19 protein-coding genes and 1 pseudogene are annotated in these 22,212 nt (G+C 65.1%); 9 read left to right on the top strand and 11 right to left on the bottom strand.

Going from position 1 to position 22,212, the window contains the following annotated elements; all coding sequences use genetic code 11:
* Position 1: 1 nt before the first annotated feature.
* Entirely contained in the window at positions 2 to 1,672 is a 1,671-nt protein-coding gene (gene mdcA / locus HDG33_RS31605; RefSeq protein WP_184038616.1) for a malonate decarboxylase subunit alpha, read from the bottom strand.
* A gap of 20 nt (positions 1,673 to 1,692) precedes the next feature.
* A complete protein-coding gene (locus HDG33_RS31600; protein WP_184038613.1) occupies positions 1,693 to 2,463 on the bottom strand; it encodes a GntR family transcriptional regulator in 771 nt (256 codons plus the stop codon).
* Positions 2,464 to 2,667: 204 nt separating this feature from the next.
* Between HDG33_RS31600 and HDG33_RS31595 the strand changes: the two genes are divergently transcribed.
* Entirely contained in the window at positions 2,668 to 3,966 is a 1,299-nt protein-coding gene (locus HDG33_RS31595) for an MFS transporter (protein WP_184038610.1), read from the top strand.
* Positions 3,967 to 3,987: 21 nt separating this feature from the next.
* Here HDG33_RS31595 and HDG33_RS31590 read toward each other — a convergent pair whose 3' ends face one another.
* Positions 3,988 to 4,920, bottom strand: coding sequence for a DMT family transporter (locus tag HDG33_RS31590; protein ID WP_184038608.1), 933 nt, complete (start codon positions 4,918 to 4,920; stop codon positions 3,988 to 3,990).
* 102 nt (positions 4,921 to 5,022) lie between these two features.
* Here HDG33_RS31590 and HDG33_RS31585 point away from each other — a divergent pair, with 102 nt between their 5' ends.
* The gene (locus HDG33_RS31585; protein ID WP_090806141.1) at positions 5,023 to 5,880 is read left to right on the top strand and encodes a LysR family transcriptional regulator; all 858 of its coding nucleotides are present in this window, start codon (positions 5,023 to 5,025) and stop codon (positions 5,878 to 5,880) included.
* 23 nt (positions 5,881 to 5,903) lie between these two features.
* Here HDG33_RS31585 and HDG33_RS31580 read toward each other — a convergent pair.
* A pseudogene (locus HDG33_RS31580) lies at positions 5,904 to 6,271 on the bottom strand (TOBE domain-containing protein); the annotation flags it as partial.
* On the opposite strand from HDG33_RS31580, the gene HDG33_RS31575 reads away from it, so the two are divergent.
* Entirely contained in the window at positions 6,171 to 6,488 is a 318-nt protein-coding gene (locus HDG33_RS31575) for a hypothetical protein (RefSeq protein ID WP_184038722.1), read from the top strand. The pseudogene HDG33_RS31580 and the gene HDG33_RS31575 overlap by 101 nt on opposite strands.
* A 19-nt stretch (positions 6,489 to 6,507) precedes the next feature.
* On the opposite strand, the gene HDG33_RS31570 is transcribed toward HDG33_RS31575, so the two are convergent.
* Positions 6,508 to 8,031 (bottom strand): carbohydrate porin, encoded by a 1,524-nt coding sequence (locus HDG33_RS31570; RefSeq protein WP_184038606.1) that lies wholly within the window; start codon positions 8,029 to 8,031, stop codon positions 6,508 to 6,510.
* A gap of 327 nt (positions 8,032 to 8,358) precedes the next feature.
* Between HDG33_RS31570 and HDG33_RS31565 the strand changes: the two genes are divergently transcribed.
* From HDG33_RS31565 to hutC (HDG33_RS31550), 4 genes are all read left to right on the top strand, one after another.
* Complete coding sequence (locus HDG33_RS31565) at positions 8,359 to 9,036, top strand: hypothetical protein (protein ID WP_184038604.1); 678 nt, start codon at positions 8,359 to 8,361, stop codon at positions 9,034 to 9,036.
* A 91-nt stretch (positions 9,037 to 9,127) separates the two neighbouring features.
* On the top strand, positions 9,128 to 9,964 hold the full coding sequence (locus HDG33_RS31560) for an arylamine N-acetyltransferase (RefSeq protein ID WP_184038603.1): 837 nt from the start codon (positions 9,128 to 9,130) through the stop codon (positions 9,962 to 9,964).
* A 23-nt stretch (positions 9,965 to 9,987) separates the two neighbouring features.
* Positions 9,988 to 10,668, top strand: a complete 681-nt coding sequence (locus HDG33_RS31555) for an isoprenylcysteine carboxylmethyltransferase family protein (protein WP_184038706.1) — start codon at positions 9,988 to 9,990, stop codon at positions 10,666 to 10,668.
* 111 nt (positions 10,669 to 10,779) lie between these two features.
* Positions 10,780 to 11,559, top strand: a complete 780-nt coding sequence (gene hutC, locus HDG33_RS31550) for a histidine utilization repressor (RefSeq protein ID WP_184038601.1) — start codon at positions 10,780 to 10,782, stop codon at positions 11,557 to 11,559.
* Positions 11,560 to 11,579: 20 nt separating this feature from the next.
* On the opposite strand, the gene hutC (HDG33_RS31545) is transcribed toward hutC (HDG33_RS31550), so the two are convergent.
* The 5 genes from hutC (HDG33_RS31545) to HDG33_RS31525 form a co-directional block, all read right to left on the bottom strand.
* On the bottom strand, positions 11,580 to 12,392 hold the full coding sequence (hutC, locus tag HDG33_RS31545; protein WP_184038599.1) for a histidine utilization repressor: 813 nt from the start codon (positions 12,390 to 12,392) through the stop codon (positions 11,580 to 11,582).
* Positions 12,389 to 13,276 carry an amino acid ABC transporter ATP-binding protein gene (locus HDG33_RS31540; RefSeq protein WP_311548401.1) on the bottom strand — a complete coding sequence of 296 codons (888 nt, stop codon included), beginning with the start codon at positions 13,274 to 13,276 and terminating at the stop codon, positions 12,389 to 12,391. Before HDG33_RS31540 ends, hutC (HDG33_RS31545) begins: the two co-directional genes overlap by 4 nt.
* Positions 13,277 to 13,289: 13 nt before the next feature.
* Complete coding sequence (locus tag HDG33_RS31535) at positions 13,290 to 13,952, bottom strand: amino acid ABC transporter permease (protein WP_018420799.1); 663 nt, start codon at positions 13,950 to 13,952, stop codon at positions 13,290 to 13,292.
* A gap of 28 nt (positions 13,953 to 13,980) precedes the next feature.
* Positions 13,981 to 14,631, bottom strand: coding sequence for an amino acid ABC transporter permease (locus tag HDG33_RS31530; protein WP_176105687.1), 651 nt, complete (start codon positions 14,629 to 14,631; stop codon positions 13,981 to 13,983).
* 88 nt (positions 14,632 to 14,719) lie between these two features.
* Positions 14,720 to 15,547: a transporter substrate-binding domain-containing protein gene (locus tag HDG33_RS31525; RefSeq protein WP_090806118.1), complete on the bottom strand. Its 828-nt coding sequence runs from the start codon at positions 15,545 to 15,547 to the stop codon at positions 14,720 to 14,722.
* 239 nt (positions 15,548 to 15,786) lie between these two features.
* On the opposite strand from HDG33_RS31525, the gene HDG33_RS31520 reads away from it, so the two are divergent.
* Both HDG33_RS31520 and HDG33_RS31515 read left to right on the top strand, forming a co-directional pair.
* On the top strand, positions 15,787 to 16,761 hold the full coding sequence (locus tag HDG33_RS31520) for an isopenicillin N synthase family oxygenase (RefSeq protein WP_184038598.1): 975 nt from the start codon (positions 15,787 to 15,789) through the stop codon (positions 16,759 to 16,761).
* Between the two features lie 11 nt (positions 16,762 to 16,772).
* Positions 16,773 to 18,221, top strand: coding sequence for an FAD-binding oxidoreductase (locus HDG33_RS31515; RefSeq protein WP_184038597.1), 1,449 nt, complete (start codon positions 16,773 to 16,775; stop codon positions 18,219 to 18,221).
* Positions 18,222 to 18,725: 504 nt separating this feature from the next.
* On the opposite strand, the gene HDG33_RS31510 is transcribed toward HDG33_RS31515, so the two are convergent.
* Entirely contained in the window at positions 18,726 to 22,142 is a 3,417-nt protein-coding gene (locus HDG33_RS31510; protein WP_184038596.1) for an alpha/beta fold hydrolase, read from the bottom strand.
* Positions 22,143 to 22,212 lie beyond the last annotated feature (70 nt).

The following is a 22,212-nucleotide window of genomic DNA, read 5'->3' as shown; positions in this document are numbered from 1 at the left end:
GTCACCAGCTCCGAAACCGCGCGGGCGGCGCGTACAGTCCGCCCGACCACGTGACCAGATCGTCGATGCTGCGCGCCGCGAGCAGCGAACGCTTCGCGTCGCCGCGCCGGATGCCGAGATCTTCCGGATACGCGACGATGCCGCGCCGGCGCAATTCCGCGGTTTTCTCGGGCTTCGCGCGCAGACCGATCGGCGTGACACCGGCCACCGCCGCGACCGCCGCGCGCCGCTCGTCGATGCCTTCGGCCTTGTGCAGATGCGCGATGCCTTCCTCGGTGACCACATGACTCACGTCGTCGCCGTAGATCATCACCGGCGCGATCGGCATGCCGTTTTTCGCGCCGACCGCGACCGCGTCGAGTTCATCGACGAAGGTCGGCTCGCCGCCTTTCTTGTACGTTTCCGCGAGTTGCACGACGAGCTTCTGGCCACGCGACACCGCGCCGTCGCCCTTCAACAGCTTCAGCCACGCCTCGCTCGAATGACGCCGGCCGCGCGGATCGTGGCCCATGTTCGGCGCGCCGCCAAAACCGGCGAGCCGTCCGCGCGTGACCGTCGACGAATTCGCGTCCGCATCGATCTGCAGCGTCGAGCCGATGAACAGGTCGACGCCGTATTGCCCGGCCAACTGGCACAGCACGCGGTTCGAGCGCAGGCTGCCGTCGTTGCCGGTGAAGAACACATCGGGGCGCGCCTCGATATACGCCTCCATGCCGACCTCGCTGCCGAAGCAATGGATGCTGTCGACCCAGCCCGATTCGATCGCCGGGATCATCGTCGGGTGCGGATTGAGTGTCCAGTTGCGGCAGATCTTGCCCTTGAGACCGAGCGATTCGCCGTAGGTGGGCAGCAGCAGTTCGATCGCCGCGGTATCGAAGCCTATGCCGTGATTCAGCGACGTGACGCCATACGGCTCGTAGATGCCGCGTATCACCATCATCGCGGTCAGCACCTGCAAGTCGCCGATATGGCGCGGATCGCGCGTGAACAGCGGCTCGACCGCGAACGGCCGGTCCGCCTGCACGACCACGTCGACCCACGAGCCCGGAATGTCGACGCGCGGCAATTCGTCGACGATCTCGTTGACCTGCACGATCACGATGCCGTGACGGAACGCGGCGGCCTCGGCGATCGTCGGCGTGTCCTCGGTATTCGGGCCGGTGTACAGATTGCCGTGACGGTCGGCCTTGTCCGCGCACAGCAGTGCAACGTGCGGCGTCAGGTCGACGAACATGCGCGCATACAGCTCGACATACGTATAGATCGCGCCGATTTCGAGCTGGCCGTCTTCGAGCAGTTGCGCGACGCGCAGACTCTGCGGCCCCGCGAACGAGAAATCGACCTTGTGCGCGATGCCGCGCTCGAACAGCGTCAAGTGCTCAGGACGGCTGATGCTCGAAATCAGCAGATGCACGTCGTGCAGCTTGTGAGGATCGACCGTGGCGAGCGAGCGCGACAGGAAGTCGGCCTGCTTCTGGTTGTCGCCTTCGAGCGCGACGCGCTCGCCGGGCAGGATCAACGTTTCGAGCGCATCGACGATGCGGTGCGTGGGCAGCACGCCGTCTTCGAGCCACGGCGCGATGGCCGCGAGGCGGCGGTTCTTTTCGTCGCGCCGGGTCGTCCACGAGCGGACAGTGGACCGCGATGCGGCGGCTTCGGCGGGGTGGTTCATCGGCTCGGTCATCGGTTCGATCAGCTCCCGGTGGTGACGCGCGGGCGTCGGCCGCGCGGCTTCGGTTGATGCGCAAGCGCTTCTTCGCGCGCGCGCTCGGTCAGGAAACGATGCAGAAGCTCGCCGGTGCCGAGCAGATGCGCGACCACCAGCGACTGCGCGGTCGCGATATCGCGGCGCTCGACGGCATCGAGCAGCGCGGCGTGCTCGCTGTCGGACTCGCCCTTGTACGACGGCAAGCCGAACTTCAGGCGCAGATAGCGTTCGCCGCGCCGGTGCAGCAAGCCGATCATGTCCTCGAGCTGCGGCCGGCCGGCGGGCGCGTAGAGACACATATGGAACGCGGCATTGCGCGTGACGTATAGCGACGGATCCTCTTCGCGCTCGGCGGCGCGGCACAAGTCGGCGGCTTCGCGCAGCGTCGCGGCGGTGTGATGCGGAATCGCAAGGCCGAGCGCGAGACTTTCGAGCGCCGAGCGGATCTCGTAGATCTCGCGCGCTTCGTTGGCGGACAGCGGCGCGACGCTCGCGCCTTTATGGACCGCCGCGCGTGCCCAGCCCTCGCTTTCGAGCTGGCGCAGCGCCTCACGCACGGGAATCGCACTGACCGAGAAATGCCGGGCAATCGCGTCCTGGCGCAGCGGCGCGCCAGGCGCGAGCGTGCCGTCGACGATCGCCGCGCGCAGCGCCTCAGCAATCATGTGCGAGGTGCTTTCGCGCGGCGCGGCGGCCGGCAGAAACGAACCGGACATGGCGGCGTCCAGGGGAAAACCTTCAGTTGCGTCGGTCATGGTATCAAATATTATATATAAAAAGACGCGCATTTCAGCGCGGGCAAACCCGGAAGTCTTGAACCACATTCCAGGCAGTGCTCGCGCCGTCCTCTGAATGAGTTGTACGAGGACATCGCCGATCAATCAACGTCGTCGAGCCATCTCCAAGCGCGCCCGTCCCTTTCATCGTTACGTTCAACTATCGTAGGCCGGAGGAGCATGATGAATACAGTCACCGACCGACGAGCGGTCGCGCGTCAGCGCACACCGCTCAATCGTTCGCAGATCGCAGGGTTCTGGGGAGCGTGGGCCGGCTGGACGCTCGACGGCATGGACTCGTTCATTTACGCGCTGGTGCTCACGCCCGCGCTGACCGAGCTGTTGCCGCGTTCGGGCTTCGCGGCGACGCCGTCGAATGTCGGCCTCGCGGGATCGATCCTGTTCGCGCTGTTTCTGGTCGGTTGGGGACTGTCGTTCATCTGGGGACCGCTCGCCGATCGCTTCGGCCGCACCAAGGTGCTCGCCGCCACCATCTTCACGTTCGCGATTTTCACCGGGCTCGCCGCGACCTCGACCAATGTGTGGCAGCTCGGTATTTATCGCTTCATCGCGGGCGTCGGGATCGGCGGGGAATGGGCGCTCGCGGGCACCTACGTTGCCGAGGCCTGGCCGGAGGATCGTCGCAAAATGGGCGCCGGTTATCTGCAGACCGGCTACTACGCGGGCTTCTTTCTCGCGGCTGCGCTCAATTACACGGTCGGCGTGCATTTCGGCTGGCGCGCGATGTTCCTGACCGGCGCGGTACCGGTCGTCGTCGCGATTCTGATTCTGCTGCGCGTGAAGGAGCCGGAGAAGTGGCAGAAAGCCGACGCAAAGACGGTGCGCGTGAAGCCGTTGCGCGAGATCATGGGGCCGGCTTACCGGCGTCGCACATGGGTCGCGTGCATTCTGCTGACGGTCGCGATCATCGGGCTGTGGGCGGGCGCCGTCTACGAGCCGTCCGCGGTGATCCAACTGGCGGCGCGCGCCGGCATGTCCAAGGGCGATTCGATTCGCACCGCGTCGCTCGCGACCGGCCTGCTGTCGATCGGCACGATCCTCGGTTGTCTCGCGCTGCCGCCACTGGCCGAGCGCATCGGCCGCAAGATGACGCTCGCGGTGTACTTCGCGGGGATGGCGGTGTCGATCGCGGCGAGCTTCGGTTGGGCGTTCTATCTGCCGAACGGGCTCGCGCCGTTCATCGCGTGGCTGTTCGTGCTGGGCTTTTTCGGCGGCAACTTCGCGTTGTTCAGCCTGTGGCTGCCCGAGCAGTTCGAAACCCGCGTACGCGCGACGGCGTTTGCGTTCTGCACGTCGGTTGGACGCTTCGTCGGCGCCGGCGTCAACTTTCTGCTCGGCGCGGCGGTGCTGCATATGCAGACGCTCGGCGTGCCGATCGCGTTGACCGCGCTCGTGTTCGTCCTCGGCCTGTTCGTGATTCCGTTCGCGCCGGAGACGAAGGGCGAGACGCTGCCGCAGTAAGAACCGGGCGGGCGGCGCGCTTTACTTCGCGTGACTGCGTGCCCGGCCACCCGGATGGAGCAGCGTCAGCAACGGCCAGCCGAGATTGACGCCGAGACTCGCGGCGACGATCAGCGCCATGCCCGCCAGTTGCGAGAGCGACAGCGCACGGCCATACACGAGCGCATCCACGACGATCGCGGTCAGCGGATAAACGAACAACAGCACCGCGATCACTGGCGTGCTGAGCTTGGGCAGCGCGCCGTAAATCAGCACATACGACAATCCCGTGTGCAGCACGCCCATGCCGATCAGCCAGAACCACTGCATCGGACCGATATGCGTGAGCGTCAAAGGCGCGATGAGCGGCGCGATCAGCGGCAGACAGATCACGCCGACCGCGCATTGCGTGAGCGTCAGCAGATGCGGGCGCATTTCGCCGAGGCTCTTCGCGATCAGCGTGACGCTCGCATACAGCAGCGAGCCGAGCAGCGCTTCGCTCAAGCCGATCAGATAGCTGCTGTGGCCTTGCAGGTTTCCGGCCGCGATCACGCCCGACGCGAGCACGAGCCCGACGAACGCCGTCGCGATCCAGCCGAGCCGGTCCGCGCCGAGCCGCTCGTTAAAGAGCGCCGCGCCGATCAGCACAACCCAGAACGGCTGCACATGAAACACGACGGTCGCGACCGCGATGCTGGTGCGATGAATCGCATCGAAAAAGCCGACCCATTGCGTGACCATCAGCACGCCGGAAATCAGCGCGAGCGCGACCGTGCGGCGCGTGAAGTGCGTGCGCGTGAAAAAGCCCTTCCATGCGCAATAGGCGGCGAGCGAGAGAAAGCCGAACAGGCAGCGGAAGAACACGAGCGTCAGCGCATCGAGCCGCGCCTCCTCGACGAAAACGCCGATCGTGCCCATCAGCAGGCCGCCGCTCGCCAGCGTGATCGCGCCTTGTTGACGTGAGGTGAGGGACATGCGCAACGACTCCGAAACATGATGCCTGCGAGTATTGCGCCGCTTGTGGCCTGTTCACAAACGAATTAAATTGAGCAATTCCATAAGCCCGGTTGATAAATCGTGAACCCTGAATTCGACGTCGATCTGTTGCGCAGCTTCGTCGCGGTCGTGGAGGCGGGCAGCTTCACGAAGGCGGCGGCGAGCGTGCATCGCTCGCAGGCGGCGGTCAGCATGCAGATCAAGCGGCTCGAAACGATGCTCGGCACGACGCTGTTCGCACGCAACACGCGCAACCTGTCGCTGACGCGGCCCGGCAGTACGCTGCTCGAATACGCGCGGCGCGCGCTTGCGTTGCAGGAGGAGGCGTGGTCGGCAATCGTGCGGCCCGAGGTGACCGGGCGGGTGGTGCTCGGCGCGCCGGACGACTATGTGTCGTCGCTGCTATCGCCGGTGTTGCGGCGTTTCGCGACGCTGTACCCGCGCGTCGAGATCGAGATCGTCTGCGCGCAGAGCACGGCACTCGCGCCGATGCTCGCGGACAACAAGATCGACCTCGCATTCGTCACGCGCGACCGCAGGATGCGCGGCGAATTCGTGCGCAGCGAACCGATGGTGTGGGTGGGGGCGTCGGTCGATACGCCGGTGCTGAAGGCCTCGCCGTTGCCGGTGGGGTTGTACGAGCCGGGCTGCGTCGCGCGCCAGCACACGCTGGCTGCGCTGGATGGCGCGCGCATCCGTTATCGCGCGGCGTTCAGCAGCGCGAGCCTGATGGGGCTCGTCGCGACCGTGGATGCCGGTTTGTCGGTGATTGCGCTGACGCGGTGCAGTGTGCCGCCGCGGCTCGCGATACTCGGCGACGCGCAAGGCCTGCCGAGAATCGCGCCGCTCGAAATCGTGGTCGCGCGCAGCGCGAAATCGGATCGGCCGACCTGCGATTATCTGGCGCAGCAGATGGTGCAGGATCTGTCGCTGCGGTAGCCGAGCGTGCCAGCCTTAGCCGTTCAGGCACGCGAATAGGCGGTCACTTCACCCTCGACCACGAGCCGCACGCGCTCACCCGGACGCGGGCACAGATAACCGGGCACGCGCGTGCGCACCATCGCCCGCGTCGCGGACTGCAATTGCAGCGCGACGCTCGCGTCCTGCCCCTGGAAGATCACGTCGGTGACGAGCGCGTCGTGCGCGGCGCCTGTGTGTGCGGTTTCAGCCTCCCATTCCACAGCACCGCGACCTCATGCCCGAGCGACAATGCCTCGGACTGATCGTGCGTGACTAGCACGGCAGTCGCGCCGGCCGCGGCCAGCGCAAGTGCGACCGCCTGGCGCGTTTCGACGCGCAGCGCGGCGTCGAGCGAGGAGAACGGCTCGTCGGGCCGGCTCGGCCTGCGCGCTGGCGGCCATCGTGAGAGCGGCGGCGCCGGCCATCGCGGCGAGCAGGGCTCGCGCGGCGCGCGCCGCAAGCTTGCGCGTGAGTTGATTCACGATTGGGCCTCCGTGCGGGTGCACCAAGCGGGAGTGCCGGTGACGATAGAAAGCATGGGAAGTGCTGATCCGGTTGCGTGGGGCGGCGTGTGCTTGCGAGGATGAAAGCGCGCTGCGGGCGGCGTCAGAAGTTGATATTGGTCCGCACGCCGACGACGAAGGTGTTGCGCAGCGGCTGCGTCGGGTCGTTGGGGTTCTGGCCCGCACCGGCGTTGAACGTGTATTGCGCGTCGGCCTGCAACTGCCACCAGGGATTGACCTGATATTGGTAGGTCGCCTCGAGCGTGGTTTCGCTGGTGCGCACGCCGTAGGGGCTGCCGTTGAATGCCAGGAAGTCCTTGTCGAGTCCGTTCACGTGACTGCCGACCTTGATGTAGGTCAGCGCGAGACCGGCGCTGTCGTTGTCACGGCCCTTGAACGGCGCCTTCAGCACGACGCCGAGGTTGGCCGCGACTTGCACGAGGTTGCGGTCTCCCGGCGCGCCCATCACGCGCGCGAACACGCCGAGACTGCGTGGTTCGTCGGAGTCGGGGCGCCACACCATCTGATCGGCGACCGCATAGAAGCTGTAGTTGCCGCTGTGATTCACCGGAATGCCGGTCGACGCCGGATTCGCGAGCGACAGCCCCATGTTGTCGTAGCGCTGATCGGCGAACTTGTTGGTGTTGTACCAGACGCCGAGCTTGTAGGTGCCCGGCAGACCGCCGCCGCCCGTGCCGACCATTTCGCCTTCGGCCGGCTGGTTGATCGAGTACTGCAACTCGCCGATCCACAACGCGCCGTTATGCAGGTTGAAGTTCGTGCCGCTCATGTTGTCCGGGTCGTTGCCGAGCGGGTCGCCCGAATACACGCCGGCAAGCGCGGTCAACGAAGGGGTGATCTGGCCGCGCACGCGCACGCCGAGACCCGCGAGCGGATAGGCGGGACCGCCCGACGGCATGTCGTACGAGGGCAGCGCGGGCCAGCCGAACATCGTGTTGAGGAACAGGGCCGCATACGTGCTCGTGATGAATTCCTGGTCGAGACTCTGCTGACCGATCTTCACGTCCACGCGCTTGTTCAGGAACGACTGCTGATACCAGAGCTCCCACAGACGCGTCGCGTCGTCGGCCTCGATGCCGCTCGCGGTATTCAACGTGCCGAGCTTGCTCGCGCTCAGGTTCGCGCCGTGAATTTGCAGTGCGCTGACGTTGAAGAGGCCGCCCGGCAGGCCGAACGCCTTTTGCGTATCCATCTGCAAGGTAGCGGTGGTCAGGCCGTCGTAGTTGACGCCGCGCGCGAGACCGCCGCGCAGATTGGCCAGCACTTCGCTGGTTTCGGTCAGCGTGAAGGTCATGCCGTACTTGCCGAGCCACGGACGCAGGCCGCCCATGTCGCCGAGCAATTGCTGGCGGTTCCAGAGGCCCGTCCACTGGTCGGTTTGCGTCGCCTGAATGTTCAGGTCGGCCTCGGGCGCTTCCGGGTTCGCATCGGGATTGGCTTCGGCCAGCGCCGCGTGGCCGGTCAACGAGGCACACGCGAAGGCCGTGCACAGTGCGACGCGCCGCATCGAAGGCAAACGCGTACGATGAGTTGCGCCGGGACCTGCGCAAGCGTCGCAAACCGGACGCGCATTGGCACGCGATCCATTGAGTTGGGCGAACTTCATCGAAATCCTTATGAGTGTCGTTTCGATCGATGTGATCAATCTGCGACTGCCTGGCGCGACATCGCGTGTTGTCCCAGGCTGCCAAAGCGGCTGATGGCGTGATCGTACGCAGGCGTATTGCGGCAGTCAAACAAATGAGAACTATTCGCAACAAGATGACGGCATGTAATTCCCGGATTTACGGACTGCGCCTAAACTTTATGAGGGCGTAAACAGATATTCATTAGCGCGTAATGAAAACGTATTGATGTAGTCAGGCCGAACGTGCGAAACGGCGAGGTGTCGAAGCGCACGAGTCACCCCGAAAGTCAAAGTAAGGAGGTAGAGATGGGCAAGCGCATTCTTCTGGTTTCGTTGCTGATGAGTGGTGGTCTGTTGCTGGGCGGCGCAGCGCACGCGCAGTTGAATCTGAAGCAGTTCGGCATCGGCGGGGGCGGCGATAGCGCGGCGGGTGCCGGGGCGTCGTCGGGCGGCGTGTCGCAGTTGCTGCAGAGTTACGTGGGCGCGAACCAGCAGGTGCTGAGCGGACAGTCGAGCCTCGCGTCGGCGATGGGCATGACGAGTGCCGCCGGCCAGGCGCAGCAGGCGGCGGGGCTGCTCAGCGGCGGCACGCCGTCGGTCAGTCAGTTGACGCAGGTCGGCAGCACCCAGCAGTCGCTGTCGCAGAAGTTGACCGATGCGTTCGCGAATCATGCAAGTGGCGGCGCGTCTGCGACGCCGGTCAACAAGGAAGCGTTCACGCAGGGTCTGTCGTCGCTTGGCAAGGGGGTGAGCCAGTATTCGAGCTTGCAGTCGGGGCTCGGCAGCCTCGGTCAGATGAGTCCGTCGTCGCTGCTGCAATCGGGCCTCAATCCGCAGACCGCACAAAGCGCTTCGTATATCGCGCAGTCGGCGCCGGGGCAGTTGCAGTCGCTGATGTCGACGCTGAGCTCGGCCGTGCAGTTCGCATCGAGCCACGGCATCACGGTGCCGTCGATCGCGACGTCGGCGTTGAAGGGCTTGTAGGCGCGTTTTAGCTTCGTCCCGCGCGCGGTCGATTCAGCGCCGAAAGCCGCTATGATCGCGTCGAACCCCCAGTCCAACCGGAATTCCGCCGATGTCCCACACCATCAATCTGGAAAACTACTTCACCCGGATCGGCTATCAGGGCCCGCGCGCGGCCACGCTCGACGTGCTGCGGGCGATTCACCGGCTCCATCCCGCCGCGATCCCGTTCGAGAACCTGAACCCGTTGACGCGCCGGCCCGTCAGGCTCGAGCTCGAAGCCGTCGAACGCAAGCTCGTGACCGAAAAGCGCGGTGGCTACTGCTTCGAGCAGAACATTCTGTTCGCGCACGTGCTGATGCAACTCGGCTTCCGGGTCACGCCGATGCTTGCGCGCGTCGTGTGGGGCCGCGATCCCGGCACGATCTCGCCGCGTACGCATATGGTGCTGCGCGTCGATATCGACGGCGACGCATGGATCGCCGACGTCGGCTTCGGCGCCGTGACGCTGACCGCGCCGCTGCGGCTGACCGCCGGCCTCGCGCAGCCGATTCCGCTCGGCACGTTCCGTCTCGCCGACGCGGGGCGCGACACCGTCTATCTCGAGGTGCTGGCGCCGGACGAGAGCTGGACCCGCGTTTATCACGTCGATCTGCGCGCAGTCGAGTGGATCGACTACGAAACCTCGAACTGGTATACGTCGACGTCACCGGATTCGAAGTTCGTTCATAACCTGCTGGCGTGCCGCGTGTTGCCCGCACGGCGCCTGGCGCTATTCAACGATCAGTTCAACGAGCGCGACGCACGAGGGCAGATCGTCAACGAACGGCGCCTCGCGAGCGCCGCCGAACTCGCCGACTGTCTGCGTGAGCGTTTCGGCTTGAATCTGGAGGACATCGATATCGCCGACGTGTTCGAGCGCGTGCGCACGCGCGATGAGGCCGCATGAGCCGACCGCTCGAGGGAGCCGCGATGGTCGCACGTCTGATCCTGCAATCGCTGGCGTGGCTGGTTTTCATGGGCGTGCTGCTGTTCGGCGCGGCCGGCACGCTCGCGTGGCCGGCAGCGTGGTGGTATCTGTTCGAGCTGGCGGTATTGAGCCTGTGGCTCGGCTTGTGGCTCGCGCGTCATGATCCCGCGCTGCTCGCGGAGCGGCTCGCGCCGTTCGTGCAGGCGCAGCAGAGCCGCTGGGATCGTGTGTTCATGGCCGCGATCGGGGCCGCGTGGTGCGGCTGGCTGGTCCTGATGGGTTTCGACGCGATGCGGTTTCGCTGGTCCGCGCCGCTGCCGTCGTGGCTCATGGGCCTCGGCGCGTTGTGCGTGTTCCTGTGCATCTTCATGTGCCGGTTCGTGTTTCGCGCGAACAGCTATGCCGCACCGGTGGTCAAGATTCAGTCGAGCCGCGGGCACAAGGTCGCCGACACCGGGCCCTACGCGTACGTCCGTCATCCGATGTACGCGGCCGCGCTGGTGTTCTTCGTCGGCACGCCGTTGATGCTCGGCTCGTGGTGGGGGCTCGTGGCGCTGCCCGCGATGGCGTACGGGATGGGCTGGCGCGCGGTGCGCGAGGAGCGGCTGCTCGCCGGGCAGCTCGACGGCTACACCCAATACATGGCGCGTGTGCGTTACCGTTTCGTGCCGTTTATCTGGTAGCGCGTTCCAGCCGTCTCCCAGCGTCGAACCGGGTAAGATTGGGCCCGGCCGTCGGAGAACCGGCCACGGTGTACCTCATGTACCACCGGCGAACCACCGATGAGGTTTGGAGTGAAAACAACGACACAGGCGCGTATAGCGCCCGCCGCACAGGCCGAGCAGAAACAGCATTCCGCTGAACGCGATCGCGACACGCCGGTCAAGGCGATGCCCGCCTACGAGCAGATCAAACGCTACGTGCTTCAGCGCATCAGCGAAGGCGCATGGAAGCCGGGCGGGCTGATCCCTTCCGAAACGGAACTGGTCAAGGAGTTCGGCGTCGCGCGCATGACGGTGTCGCGCGCGCTGCGCGAGCTGACCGCCGAGCGCGTGCTCACGCGCGTGCAAGGCTCGGGCACCTTCGTCGCGCCGCAGCGGTATGAATCGACGGTGCTGGAGATCCGCAATATCGCCGATGAAATTGCCGCGCGCGGTCATCGTCATTCGGCGCGCGTGCTGACGCTCGAACCGAGCGACGACGCCGACGCGCTCGAAGCGCTCGGTCTCGCGAACGGTCCCGCGTTTCATTCGTGCATCGTGCACAGCGAGGAGGGCGAGCCGATCCAGTACGAGGACCGCTTCGTCAATCCGAAGGTGTTCCCTGAATATCTGCAGCAGGACTTCTCGGTCGAAACGCCGAATCACTACATGGTGCGGCTCGCGCCCGTGCAGCGCGCCGAGTTTCGCATCTACGCGCAAAAGCCCGACGCCCATGTGCGGCGTCATCTGATGATGGATATCGGCGAGCCGTGTCTGCTGCTGTGGCGGCGCACGTGGGTCGGCGAGAACGTCGCGACGTCGGTGCGGCTATGGCATCCGGCGTCGCGTTTTCATCTGGCGGGGACCGTCTAGTGCGGTTTCGGAAGCGCGCTTTATCCCTGACGCTGCGAGGTATTCGGCGAAAAGCGGCAGCCGAGCCGGTAGCGCGAACCCGGATGCACGAAACGCGCGAACGTCACGGCGACGCCGCCCGTCCATGTGCGGCGCGTCAGCGTCAGGCACGGTTCTTCGGCGTGAATTTCGAGCAGCTCTGCTTCGGCAGGCGTCGGCAGCGCCGCGTCGACCACGTGTTCGAGATCGTGCATCGGCACGACCGTCAGCAGATACTCGGACGGCTTCAGCGCCGAGAAATCGTGCTGCAGAAAATCCGGCGCGACGGCCGGATTCACATAGCGATCTTCGAGTTGCACCGGCAGACCGTTCTCGCGATGCACGCAGATCACATGAAACACCGAAGCGCCCGGCGCCAGCCCCAAAGCGTTCGACACCGTGACCGACGCGGTCTCGCGCTGCAACAGCACCATATCGCAGCGATAAGCGTGGCCGCGCGAGCGGATCTCGTCGCCGATATGGGCGATCATCAATAGCGTGGACTGCGGCTTGTTCGGCGCGACGAAAGTACCGACGCCCGATAGGCGCGTGACGAGCCCCGCGTCGGCGAGTTCGCGCAGCGCGCGGTTGACCGTCATGCGCGAAACGCCGAGCGTCGCGACGAGGTCGAGCTCCGAAGGCAGACGGTCGCCCGCCTGGCGTTCGCCCGAGCCGATGATCTGGCGAATGTGCTGTTTGACCTGCTCGTAGCGCGCGGCCGGCGCTTCGTCGCTGCCGCGCGCGATTTTGGCCGCGGCGCTGGCCGCGCTGGCGGACGATTTGCCATGAGGCTTGTTGCGAACGGTGGCGCTCATAGGGGCGGGGTGTCGTCGGGGCCGCGCGTCCAGAACGCATTGCGGTCGAAGTAGTTTTGCAGAAACTGCCGCAGACGCGGCTGCGCGGCATCGTGAAACACGTCGCGCGGTTTGCCCTGCACGGCGATGCGGCCTTGATCGATGAATACGACCTTGTCGGCGACCTGCGCGGCAAAACCCATTTCGTGCGTGACCACGGCCATCGTCATGCCGTCGCGCGCGAGCTGCTTCATCACCTGCAGCACCTCGCCGACCAGCTCCGGATCGAGCGCCGAGGTCGGTTCGTCGAACAGCATGATGTGCGGCTCCATCGCGAGTGCGCGCGCAATCGCGACGCGTTGCTGTTGACCGCCCGACAGTTTCGCCGGATACGCGTCGCCCTTGTGCGAGAGGCCGACCGTCTCCAGCATCGCGCTCGCGCGGCGGCGCGCTTCGTCGTGCGAAAGGCGCTGCACGCGCAGCAGCGCTTCCATCACGTTGCCGAGCGCGGTCATGTGCGGCCACAGGTTGAACTGCTGGAACACCATGCCGACGTTGCGGCGCACGCGGTTGATTTCGCCCTGCGAGGCGCGCACGCGTTTGCCGTTGCGCTCGGCATAGCCGAGCAGCTCGCCTTCGATGCGCACGTCGCCGTGATCGTAGGTTTCGAGCGCGGCGAGGCAGCGCAGCAGCGTGCTCTTGCCCGAGCCCGACGGCCCGATGATGCAGACCACTTCCGAGCGCGCGATCTCGAGATCGACGCCGCGCAGCACCTCGAGATCGCCGAAGCGTTTGCGCAGATCGCGCACCTCGATCAGCGGCGCGGCATTCGATGCGTTCGCCGTTGCGCTGGCGGACGGCGCGGAAGATTGCGCGGGGGAGGACATGTCGGCGATGGCGTTCATAGGTGTTCCGGAATCATGCCATGAAGCGTGCGAGGCGGGCTTCGGCCCACATGCCCGCGCGCGAGGTCAGCTCGACTAGAGCGAGATAGCACACGCACAGCACCAGCAGGGTTTCGACGAAAGCGAAGGTGGCCGAGCCGATGCCGGTCAGCACGAACGTCAGTTCGGGCACCGTGACGATCGACAGCACGGCCGTTTCCTTGCTCAACACGATGATCAGATTGGTCAGCGCGGGCACGATCAGCACCAGCATCTGCGGCGCCTGGATGCGTACGATGGCCTGCCAGCGCGTGAGTCCGAGACACGCCGCCGCTTCGAGATGGCCTTTGGGCACCGACTGGAAGCCGGAGCGGAACGCCTCGGCGAAATACGCGCTGCCGTAGAGACCGAGGCCGACGATGCCAGCCGTCATCGGTTCGAGCGTGAGACCGATGGACGGGCCAGCGTAGTACAGCAGAAACAGCTGCACGAGAAACGGCGTGCCGCGCAGCAACTCGATGTAGACACGCAACATGGCGCGCAGCCAGCGTCCGCAGAACAGTTGCAGCACCGCGATCAGGAAGCCGATCGCGAGACCGATTGCGACGCCCGCGGCCCAACTGGCGAGCGTCGTCGCGAGGCCGGCGGCGATCGGCTGCAGGTTGTGCGTGATGACGGTCGGGTCGAACGTTTGCATGGCGAGGTTCGCTTAAACGTGAGTCGATTCAGGCGTGCTGCAAACGGTGTTCGGCCGCATGCGCGACGAGCGCGAGCGAACCGCAGATCACGAAGTAGATGAGCCCGGCCGCGACATACGCTTCGAGCGGCCGGTAAGTGCTCGCGGCGATGTTCTGCGCGGTGCGCGTCAACTCGGCGACGCCGACCACCGAGATCAGCGAAGAAGCCTTGATCAGCAGCACCATTTCGTTGACGAGCGACGGCAGCGTCAAACGGAATGCTTGCGGCACCAGAATGCGCCGCAGCGTATCGAGCGGGGAAAGCCCGAGCATGCGCGCGGCTTCGAGATGTCCGGGCGGAATGCTCAGAAAACCGCCGCGCAGAATCTCCGCGATGTACGAGGCCGAGCACAACGACACCGCGCTGATCGCGGCGACGATCGGCGACACGTTGATGCCGGCGAACGGCAACAGGTAGTACACGAGCAGCAGTTGCACGAGCATCGGCACGCCGCGAAAGAAGAACACGTAGGCGCCGCCCGCGAGGCGCGCGGCGCGATGCTGCGACAGCCGCGCGGTGCACACGCCGATGCCGACGAAGAATCCGATCACGAGCCCCGTCAGCGAAATGCCGACGGTGGCGAGCGCCGCATGCAGCAGCAGTGGCAGGCCCTGAACGAAGACGGTCGTGTTGAACATGGGTCGCGGCCGATGGAAGGGGAAGGGCGACGCGGGCCGCGCGACGGCGAAACTATTGCACGACGCGGGACGCCCACGTTGAAGACGCTCAGTAGTTCGGCGTGGGCATCGTGGACGGCATCTCCATCGCGACACCGAACCACTTTTTCTGCAACGCGGCGAGGCGGCCATCCTTCTGCATCTTCACGAGCGCTGCGTTGAACGCGTCGGCGAGCGGTTTGCTGTCGGCGTCCTTGCGCAATGCATACGCGAAGTACACCTTCGCGCCGAACGGCGGCTGCACGACCGCGAACATCTCGGGGCGCTGCTTCGCGACATACGCGATGTTGGTCATCGAGTTCGCTGCCGCGGCGATGCGGCCCGCCGCGAGGTCCGCGTAAGCCTGATTGTTGTCGACGTACTCGCGGATTTCAGGCTGCTTCGGCAGCGTGGCCGCGTAGCTCTTCAGCTGGTCCAGCTGCGCGGTGCCTTTGCCCGCGCCGACCGTCTTGCCCGCGATATCCGACGATTGCTTGATCGACGCATCGTTCGCGCGCTTGAGCAGCGCGTCGGTCGCATCGGCGACGGGCAGCGTGTACGTGTAGCGTTCCATGCGCGCCTTCGTGACCGTCAGCGGGCCACCAACCATATCGAACTTGCCCGCTTCGAGACCGGGCAGCACACTCGGCCACGGCAGATCGATGAAGCGCACCTTGACGCCGATTTCCTTGCCGATCTGCGCGAACAGCTCCTTGTTGAAGCCGGCCTGCTGTCCGTTCTCGAGAAAGTCGAATGGCGCGAACTGCATTTCGGTGCCGACCACCAGTTCGCCGGCTTTCTTCACTTTGGCGAGCTGGTCTTCGGCGTGCGCGGCGACGCTTGCCGCGCACAGCGCCAGCATGACCAGACGACATTTCCAGCCTGCAAGGATACGCATGGGGTTCTCCGGGGGCGAATTGGTGTTGGGTCGCCGGCGTGTCGAAGTGTTAGTTCCAGACCCGCCGCGCCGGCGGCGCGTTGCGGGCCTCGCTGGGCAGTATATACCGCGTTTCCAGCGAAAAATAAATGCTCGCTTGAGTAGAGAAAAGCCCTGATCTCGAGGCGTGCGAAGCAACTTGCGGCGCTGCTTTTGGCGGTATATACCACTGCAATACCGATCCTCGAAGGAGCCGCGCGATGGCCGTGACCCGCATTCCGATCATCGATGTCGCCGGCGCGCGCGCGGGCGATCAGCAAGCGCTCCGACGCGTCGCGAAGGAAATTCATGAAGCCTGTACGACGATCGGTTTTTTCTACATCGTCAATCACGGCGTGCCGCAAGCGAAGATCGATGCCGCCGCGCAGGCCGCGCGCACTTTCTTCGCGTTTCCGGTCGACACGAAACGACGCGCGGCGGTCAATCATCGGCATCGCGGCTTCAATGCGCTTGGCGACGCGACGATGTATCAGGCGAAGCGGCCCGATTACAAGGAGTTCTTCAGCATCGGCCTCGAACTGCCGGAAGACGATCCCGACGTGCTGGCGGGCCAGGCACTACGCGGGCCGAACAATTGGCCGGACTTCATGCCCGGGTTGCGGCCGGTGCTGTATGACTATTACGAGGCGGTCGGCGCGTGCGGGGCCGATCTGCTGCGCGCGGTCGCGGTGAGTCTCGGCATTGAAGAAAATTTCTTCGCGCCGCGCTACACGAAGCGCATGCAGCGCACGCAAATGGTCTACTACCCGCCGCAGCCGCCGCAGTCGGACGAAGATCAGTTCGGCGTCGCGCCGCACACCGACTACGGCTGCATCACATTGCTGTGGCAGGATCAGGTCGGCGGCCTGCAGGTGCGCGAAATCGCCAACGATACGTGGGTCGAGGCGCCGCCCGTCGAAGGCAGCTTCGTCGTGAACGTCGGCGATCTGCTCGCGCGCTGGACCAACGACCGCTTCCGCTCGACGCTGCATCGCGTGATCAATGCATCGGGGCGCGAGCGCTATTCGATCGCGACGTTCTACGATCCGACCTACGGCGCGCTCGTCGATCCGCGTGAGCTCGGCGCAAGCGACGCGCAAAGCAAATATCAGCCGGTCGCCGCTGGCGACTATATCCTCGGCCGCATCAACGATTCGATGGGCTACCGCAAGAAACTCGCCGCTACCGCACAGTAAGGACCACCTGCATGACAGAACCGAGCATCACCGACGACAAGACGACCCAGACCGCAACCCCGACCGCAACCGCAACCGCACCGCTCGCGACGACACTCGAGGCCTTGCGCGCCGCGCTCGGCGTCGACGCGGTGCGCGTCGGCGAGCAGATCGGCGAACGCGCGCTGACCGACTGGACGCGCCACGAGCCGACGCGTCCGGCGGCGCTGCTGATGCCGCGCACGACCGACGAAGTATCGCGTGCGCTCGCGATCTGCCACGCCGCGCATCAGCCGGTGGTACCGCAAGGCGGTATGACCGGACTCGCGGGCGGCGCGATCGCGCGCGCCGACGATATCGCGTTATCGCTCGAACGTCTGGCCGGCGTCGAAGAACTCGACGCGGCGTCGGCCACGCTGACCGTACGTGCCGGCACCACGTTACAGGCCGCGCAGGAAGCCGCCGAAGCAGCGGGCTTCGAACTCGCGCTCGACCTCGGCGCGCGCGGCTCATGCCAGATCGGCGGCAATCTCGCGACCAACGCGGGCGGCAATCGCGTGATCCAGTCCGGCACCGCGCGCGACCAGGTGCTCGGGCTCGAAGTGGTACTCGCCAATGGCGACGTGCTCAGTTCGCTCGGCAAGATGGTCAAGAACAACACCGGCTATGACCTGAAGCACTGGTTCATCGGTTCGGAGGGCACGCTCGGCGTGATCACGCGCGCGGTGCTGCGGCTGCATCCGCGACGTGCGGCGCGCCATACGGCGCTCGTCGCGCTCGACGATTACGATGCCGCGGTGAGCCTGTTGCGCCGTCTCGCGACGCGCTTCGGCAACGACATCGGCGCGTTCGAGATCATGTGGCCGGACTTCTACGATTTCGGCGTGAAGCTGACAGGCGCGCGCTCGCCGTTCGACGCCGCGCATCCGCTCTATGCATTGATCGAGCACGCGGGCTTCGATGCCGACGACGCGGGCGAACGTTTCGCCCAGGCGCTGACCGATGCGCTGCAAGCGGGCGCGCTGCGCGACGCGGTGATCGCGCAATCGGTCGCCGATGCGCGCGCGCTATGGGCGATCCGCGAGTGCACCGCGGAGTTTCCGCTCAAGCTCGATCCGATTAACTTCGACGTGAGTCTGCCGATCGGCGAGATCGGCACGTTCGTCGACCGTTGCCGGGCGGCGCTCGATCAGCGCTGGCCCGGCAACGAAGCGTATTTCTTCGGGCATATCGGCGATTCGAATCTGCATCTGACCGTGGATGGTCATTCGATTCCGGGCGTCGATCATCACGCGGTCTATGCGTTCGTCTACGAGATGCTGAGGCCGTTGCGCGGGTCGGTGTCGGCGGAGCATGGCATCGGTTCGCTGAAGCGCGAGTTCCTGCCGATTTCGCGCTCGCCGGCCGAGCTTGCGGCGATGGTCGCGATCAAGCGTGCGCTCGATCCGAACGGCATTTTGAATCCGGGCAAGCTGTTCTGAGTTTCGATGAGAAGCAAATCAACGACTTCTCCCTCGCGTGCAAGTCCGCCATATTTTCACGATTAGCACATAAAGAACGATCGCCACAATCAGATCTATGGCCGTTATTGCGGCGATGTAAAGCAGTTCATAATCGGCCACTCCGAGCTTATCGGAGATTTCGATCAATATTTGCTGCTGCTCCAGCGTCATGGGTGATGGGTACGTGTGGATATATCGCACCGGTAACAAAAACAAAGCCAAAAAAAGAAACAGCTTGCAAAGTCTACGGGCAAGTGTCGCCAATTGTCGTTACCTCGATCCATCCGTAAGCGTGTAGCCCTGAACTTTGCGCCTCGCCTTTACGACCGGGTCGATACTAACGTATTAATCGCGCCTCGTGATTTTGAGATAATGGTCGAACAAATCCACACAATATTGCGACACGCCGGCCTCCATCAAAATCTCTTGTTTTATGCTTGGCTTTATTGTCCGAATGCGTGGCGCATCGGCAATGCAGCCGTGTCAATGCGCATTCAGATAGCCGACGATCAACGGATAAACATCGACCGCCGCGTTCTTGCCGAAGATGCAGTCGATATGCCCATACCCTGGGATCAGATGCCGCTCGTACGGCTGCTCGGGGAAGCGCTCGCGCAGCAGGTCGTAAGTGCGCGCGGTGCTGACCGGCAGATAGGTTTCGTTCTTCTCGCCGTGAATGAAGCCGATCGGCAAACGCATGCCCTCGAGTCCTTTCATGCCGTCCGCGCCGGTCAGATACACGTCGTCGCCGCGCGCATCGACGACCTGGCCCGCGCGCACCATCGTGGCCAGATGCTGGAACACGGCCATGTCGTGAATGCCGAACAGTTCCTGCAGGTTCGCATGCAGCGCCTCGTTCAGCTTGTCGTGCTCGTAGAGCAGGCCATACAGGAACGTCGCGCGATGACAGATCGGATTGCCGCAGCCCTCGCCGTGATCGAGCGGATAGAGACGCAGCGCTTCGTCGAACAGGTTCGCGGGCCACGAATCTTCCTGCGTATAGGCGGTGAGCTCGCGTATGCGCAGATGCTGCATCAGGTCGGGAATATGCAAGCCGGCCTTGATCCGTTGCAACGTGCCCGGCACCGGATGCGCGGATACCTGCGAAATCACCGCCGAGCGCACGCCGTCGAGTCCATGGAGAAGCGACATGCTGAGCGCGAGGCCGCCCAGGCAGTGGCCGAGTACCTGAATGTTCGGCGCGCCGGTCACTTCGCGAATCTTCGCGACGGCGGCGGGAATGTCCTCGCGCGCGACTTTGTCGACGTTGGTCGGCACGAGCACGCTCGGCAGTTCGATGCTGACGCGCAGATCGACGAGCCACACGTCGTAGCCCGACGCGTACAGATATTCGACGAGGTTGGTCGGTATCAGATCGGTCGAGAAAATGCGGCTCGATACGCCCGAGCCGTGGATCAGCAGGATCGGCTTCGCGGCTTTGCCCGCGGCCGGATCGCAGTAGCGCGTGAGCTTGAGCCGCGTGCGGTCGGGTGTGTCGAAGTACGTGACCTGCGGCGCCGGCGCGCGCAGCGTGCGTTTCGCGCGCGGCGGCGTGTATGGATCGTAGAACTGCAGCGGCGCGGCCACGCCGCCGTATTCGGTGAACAGCACGCCCGCGAAGAACTTGCCGAACTTCAGCGTCCATTCGAGGCGCGTCTTCAGGTCGGGCGCGTGTGTGACTTCGAGCGTGCGCTGCTGCTTCAGGAAGTTTTCGGGCGTGATGATCAGCGTCGCGGTGCCGACGACGGGCGCATCGTCCTGCGCCGCGGCGCGAATCTCCGCATACAGCGTGTTGGTCTGCTCCCACAGGTTGATCGGCGACGTGCGCGTGATGATCTTCTTGCCGGTCAGATACCAGGTGTTGCCTTCGACCGCGTCGAGCGTCATCCGGTAGTTCATGTTGCGTTCGTCGACGTCGGATTCGTCGACGACGAACAGGTTGAAGGTGCCGTCGCTGATCGTCAGCGGTTGGGCGGACAGGGCGGGGCAGGTCAGTGTGCCGGCGGTGCGCGCGAGGTGATTCGGGTTGCTCAGCATGTCGGCGAGATCGTCGGACTCGACCGTCAGCGTGAATTCGATCGCGCTCTTCGCGGCTTCGCCCGCCACGCTGGGCGTGTAGGTGCCGACCATCGTCTCGGTGAAGCGCAGGCCGATCTTCTGTGCGGGCGGCGCGGTGGCGGTGCCCTTCGACATGTAGTCGATCGACCAGTCGTGCGCTTTGGCCAGTAGCGCGCAATTGCGCTCTGCGAGCGCGGAGATGGTCAGGAGCGGATTGACGCCGAGCGACATCGGCATCACCGCGCCGTCCATCACGTAGAGGCCGTCGTGCACCGCGACGCCGGCCGTGCCGCTGAACACGCGGCCCAGATGATCGACCACGCCATGCGCGGCGTCCTCGCCCATGCCGCAGCCGCCGAGCGGATGCACGGTGACGGTGCGCCGGCCGGCGATCTTCGTCGAAATCGGGTTGCGCAGATATTTGCCGCCGAGCGGTTTGGTCGCCTCGATCAGCACGTTCTCGATGCTCTGGAAGATCGGCTGGCGTCCCGCGTTTTTCCATTCGATGCGCGCACGGCCTTTGTCGCCGACCGTGATGCGGCCGCTTTCGTCGTCGTGCGCCATCACGAGGTAGCTTTGCGTGTGATTCATCGCACCGTGGTACGGGCCGCGGATCAGGCTTTCGAGCGCACGCGCGTCATAACTCATGCGCTCGAGCAGCGACGGGGCCCCAGCCGCATCCACGCCTTCCAGCGGCGCGACCGCGCCGAGCATGCCGACGAGCGCCTCGCCGACCGCACCGGCCAGCGAGCCTTCCTCGATCACATAGCCATCCCTGACGTTTTTCTCGTCGGCGCGATTGTCGATCAGGCCGGTGATGGTCGGCCCGACCGGCGGAATCTGCCCCGGCTTGTGCTCGCCCCAGCCGACGCCGTTGATCGTGTCCCCGGTGTTGTATGCGAAGGCGAGCACGTCGCCGTTGCCGGTGAAATGCTGGCCGAGCATCTCCGACGTGCTCAAGCCCGCGTCGCGCGAGCGCAGCAGCAGCGCGGTCGAGCCGATCGTGCCCGCCGCGACGATGACGACATCGGCCAGCACGAACAGATCGGGGGCGTCGTAGCTTTCGCGGCCGAGCTTCACGAGCTGGAAGTTGACCTTCCATTGCTGCGTGTCGGGATCGCGCAGTACCGAATGCACGGCCGTGCCGGTGAAAATCTGCGCGCCGTGGGCGACCGCGTCGGGCAGATAGTTCATGTGGGTCGAATTCTTCGCGTCGTAGTTGCAACCGGAGTTGCAATCGCCGCAACCGACGCAGCGCTGCTGCTCGACGCCCGCGGCGTTCGGGCCGTCCTTGAACGTGACCGTGATCGGCGGACGGCTGAAGCGGTCGGCCATGCCGAGCGCTTGCGCCGATTTTTCGAGCGCCTGCAGCTTCGGCAGCGGCGGGAAGTCGTCGGGCACGGGCGACGGTGACAGCATTTTCCAGGCGAGCGCATAGCCGTCGTCGCGTCCGGCTTGGTCGGCGCGCAGCGCGGCCGGCCAGCGCGGGTCGTCCCACAGGCGCGGATCGGCCTTGAGCGCGACGTTCGCATTGATCAGAGACGTCCCGCCGAGCCCACAGCCCACTACCGCGTTGACGTCTTCATTTACGTGCACTTCGAGCAGCGCGAGCGGCGAACCGATCTGCGCCTCGGCCGTGTTGTACTGGATCTGCTCGGCGCCCTGCACGGGCGTGCGCGGAAACTCGCCGGCCATGAATTCGCGGCCGCGCTCGAGCACGCACACGCGACGGCCCGCGCGCGCCATGCGGCTCGCGGCGATCGCGCCGCCGTAGCCCGAGCCGATCACGACCACCTCATAATGCCGTTGCAGCGCCGTCGGCGCGCTCGATAAGCGGTTCATCAGGACCACCTCGTCTGGAATCGGATGCGGGGAACGGAAGCTCGACTTCGGTACAAAGACGGCGTGCTGC

Origin of the sequence: Paraburkholderia sp. Cpub6 (assembly GCF_014201065.1) — a bacterium.
Classification (GTDB): domain Bacteria; phylum Pseudomonadota; class Gammaproteobacteria; order Burkholderiales; family Burkholderiaceae; genus Paraburkholderia; species Paraburkholderia tuberum.
The sequence above is the reverse complement of the archived record's forward strand: the minus strand, read 5'-3'. Positions and strand labels throughout refer to the sequence as shown.

Bases quoted from the DNA above. Each gene is read 5' to 3' on its own strand.
- mdcA (WP_184038616.1), bottom strand. From the start codon at position 1,672: ATGAACCACCCCGCCGAAGCCGCCGCATCGCGGTCCACTGTCCGCTCG.
- HDG33_RS31600 (WP_184038613.1), bottom strand. From the start codon at position 2,463: ATGACCGACGCAACTGAAGGTTTTCCCCTGGACGCCGCCATGTCCGGT.
- HDG33_RS31595 (WP_184038610.1), top strand. From the start codon at position 2,668: ATGAATACAGTCACCGACCGACGAGCGGTCGCGCGTCAGCGCACACCG.
- HDG33_RS31590 (WP_184038608.1), bottom strand. From the start codon at position 4,920: ATGTCCCTCACCTCACGTCAACAAGGCGCGATCACGCTGGCGAGCGGC.
- HDG33_RS31570 (WP_184038606.1), bottom strand. From the start codon at position 8,031: ATGAAGTTCGCCCAACTCAATGGATCGCGTGCCAATGCGCGTCCGGTT.
- HDG33_RS31565 (WP_184038604.1), top strand. From the start codon at position 8,359: ATGGGCAAGCGCATTCTTCTGGTTTCGTTGCTGATGAGTGGTGGTCTG.
- HDG33_RS31560 (WP_184038603.1), top strand. From the start codon at position 9,128: ATGTCCCACACCATCAATCTGGAAAACTACTTCACCCGGATCGGCTAT.
- HDG33_RS31555 (WP_184038706.1), top strand. From the start codon at position 9,988: ATGGTCGCACGTCTGATCCTGCAATCGCTGGCGTGGCTGGTTTTCATG.
- hutC (WP_184038599.1), bottom strand. From the start codon at position 12,392: ATGAGCGCCACCGTTCGCAACAAGCCTCATGGCAAATCGTCCGCCAGC.
- HDG33_RS31540 (WP_311548401.1), bottom strand. From the start codon at position 13,276: ATGAACGCCATCGCCGACATGTCCTCCCCCGCGCAATCTTCCGCGCCG.
- HDG33_RS31535 (WP_018420799.1), bottom strand. From the start codon at position 13,952: ATGCAAACGTTCGACCCGACCGTCATCACGCACAACCTGCAGCCGATC.
- HDG33_RS31530 (WP_176105687.1), bottom strand. From the start codon at position 14,631: ATGTTCAACACGACCGTCTTCGTTCAGGGCCTGCCACTGCTGCTGCAT.
- HDG33_RS31525 (WP_090806118.1), bottom strand. From the start codon at position 15,547: ATGCGTATCCTTGCAGGCTGGAAATGTCGTCTGGTCATGCTGGCGCTG.
- HDG33_RS31520 (WP_184038598.1), top strand. From the start codon at position 15,787: ATGGCCGTGACCCGCATTCCGATCATCGATGTCGCCGGCGCGCGCGCG.
- HDG33_RS31515 (WP_184038597.1), top strand. From the start codon at position 16,773: ATGACAGAACCGAGCATCACCGACGACAAGACGACCCAGACCGCAACC.
- HDG33_RS31510 (WP_184038596.1), bottom strand. From the start codon at position 22,142: ATGAACCGCTTATCGAGCGCGCCGACGGCGCTGCAACGGCATTATGAG.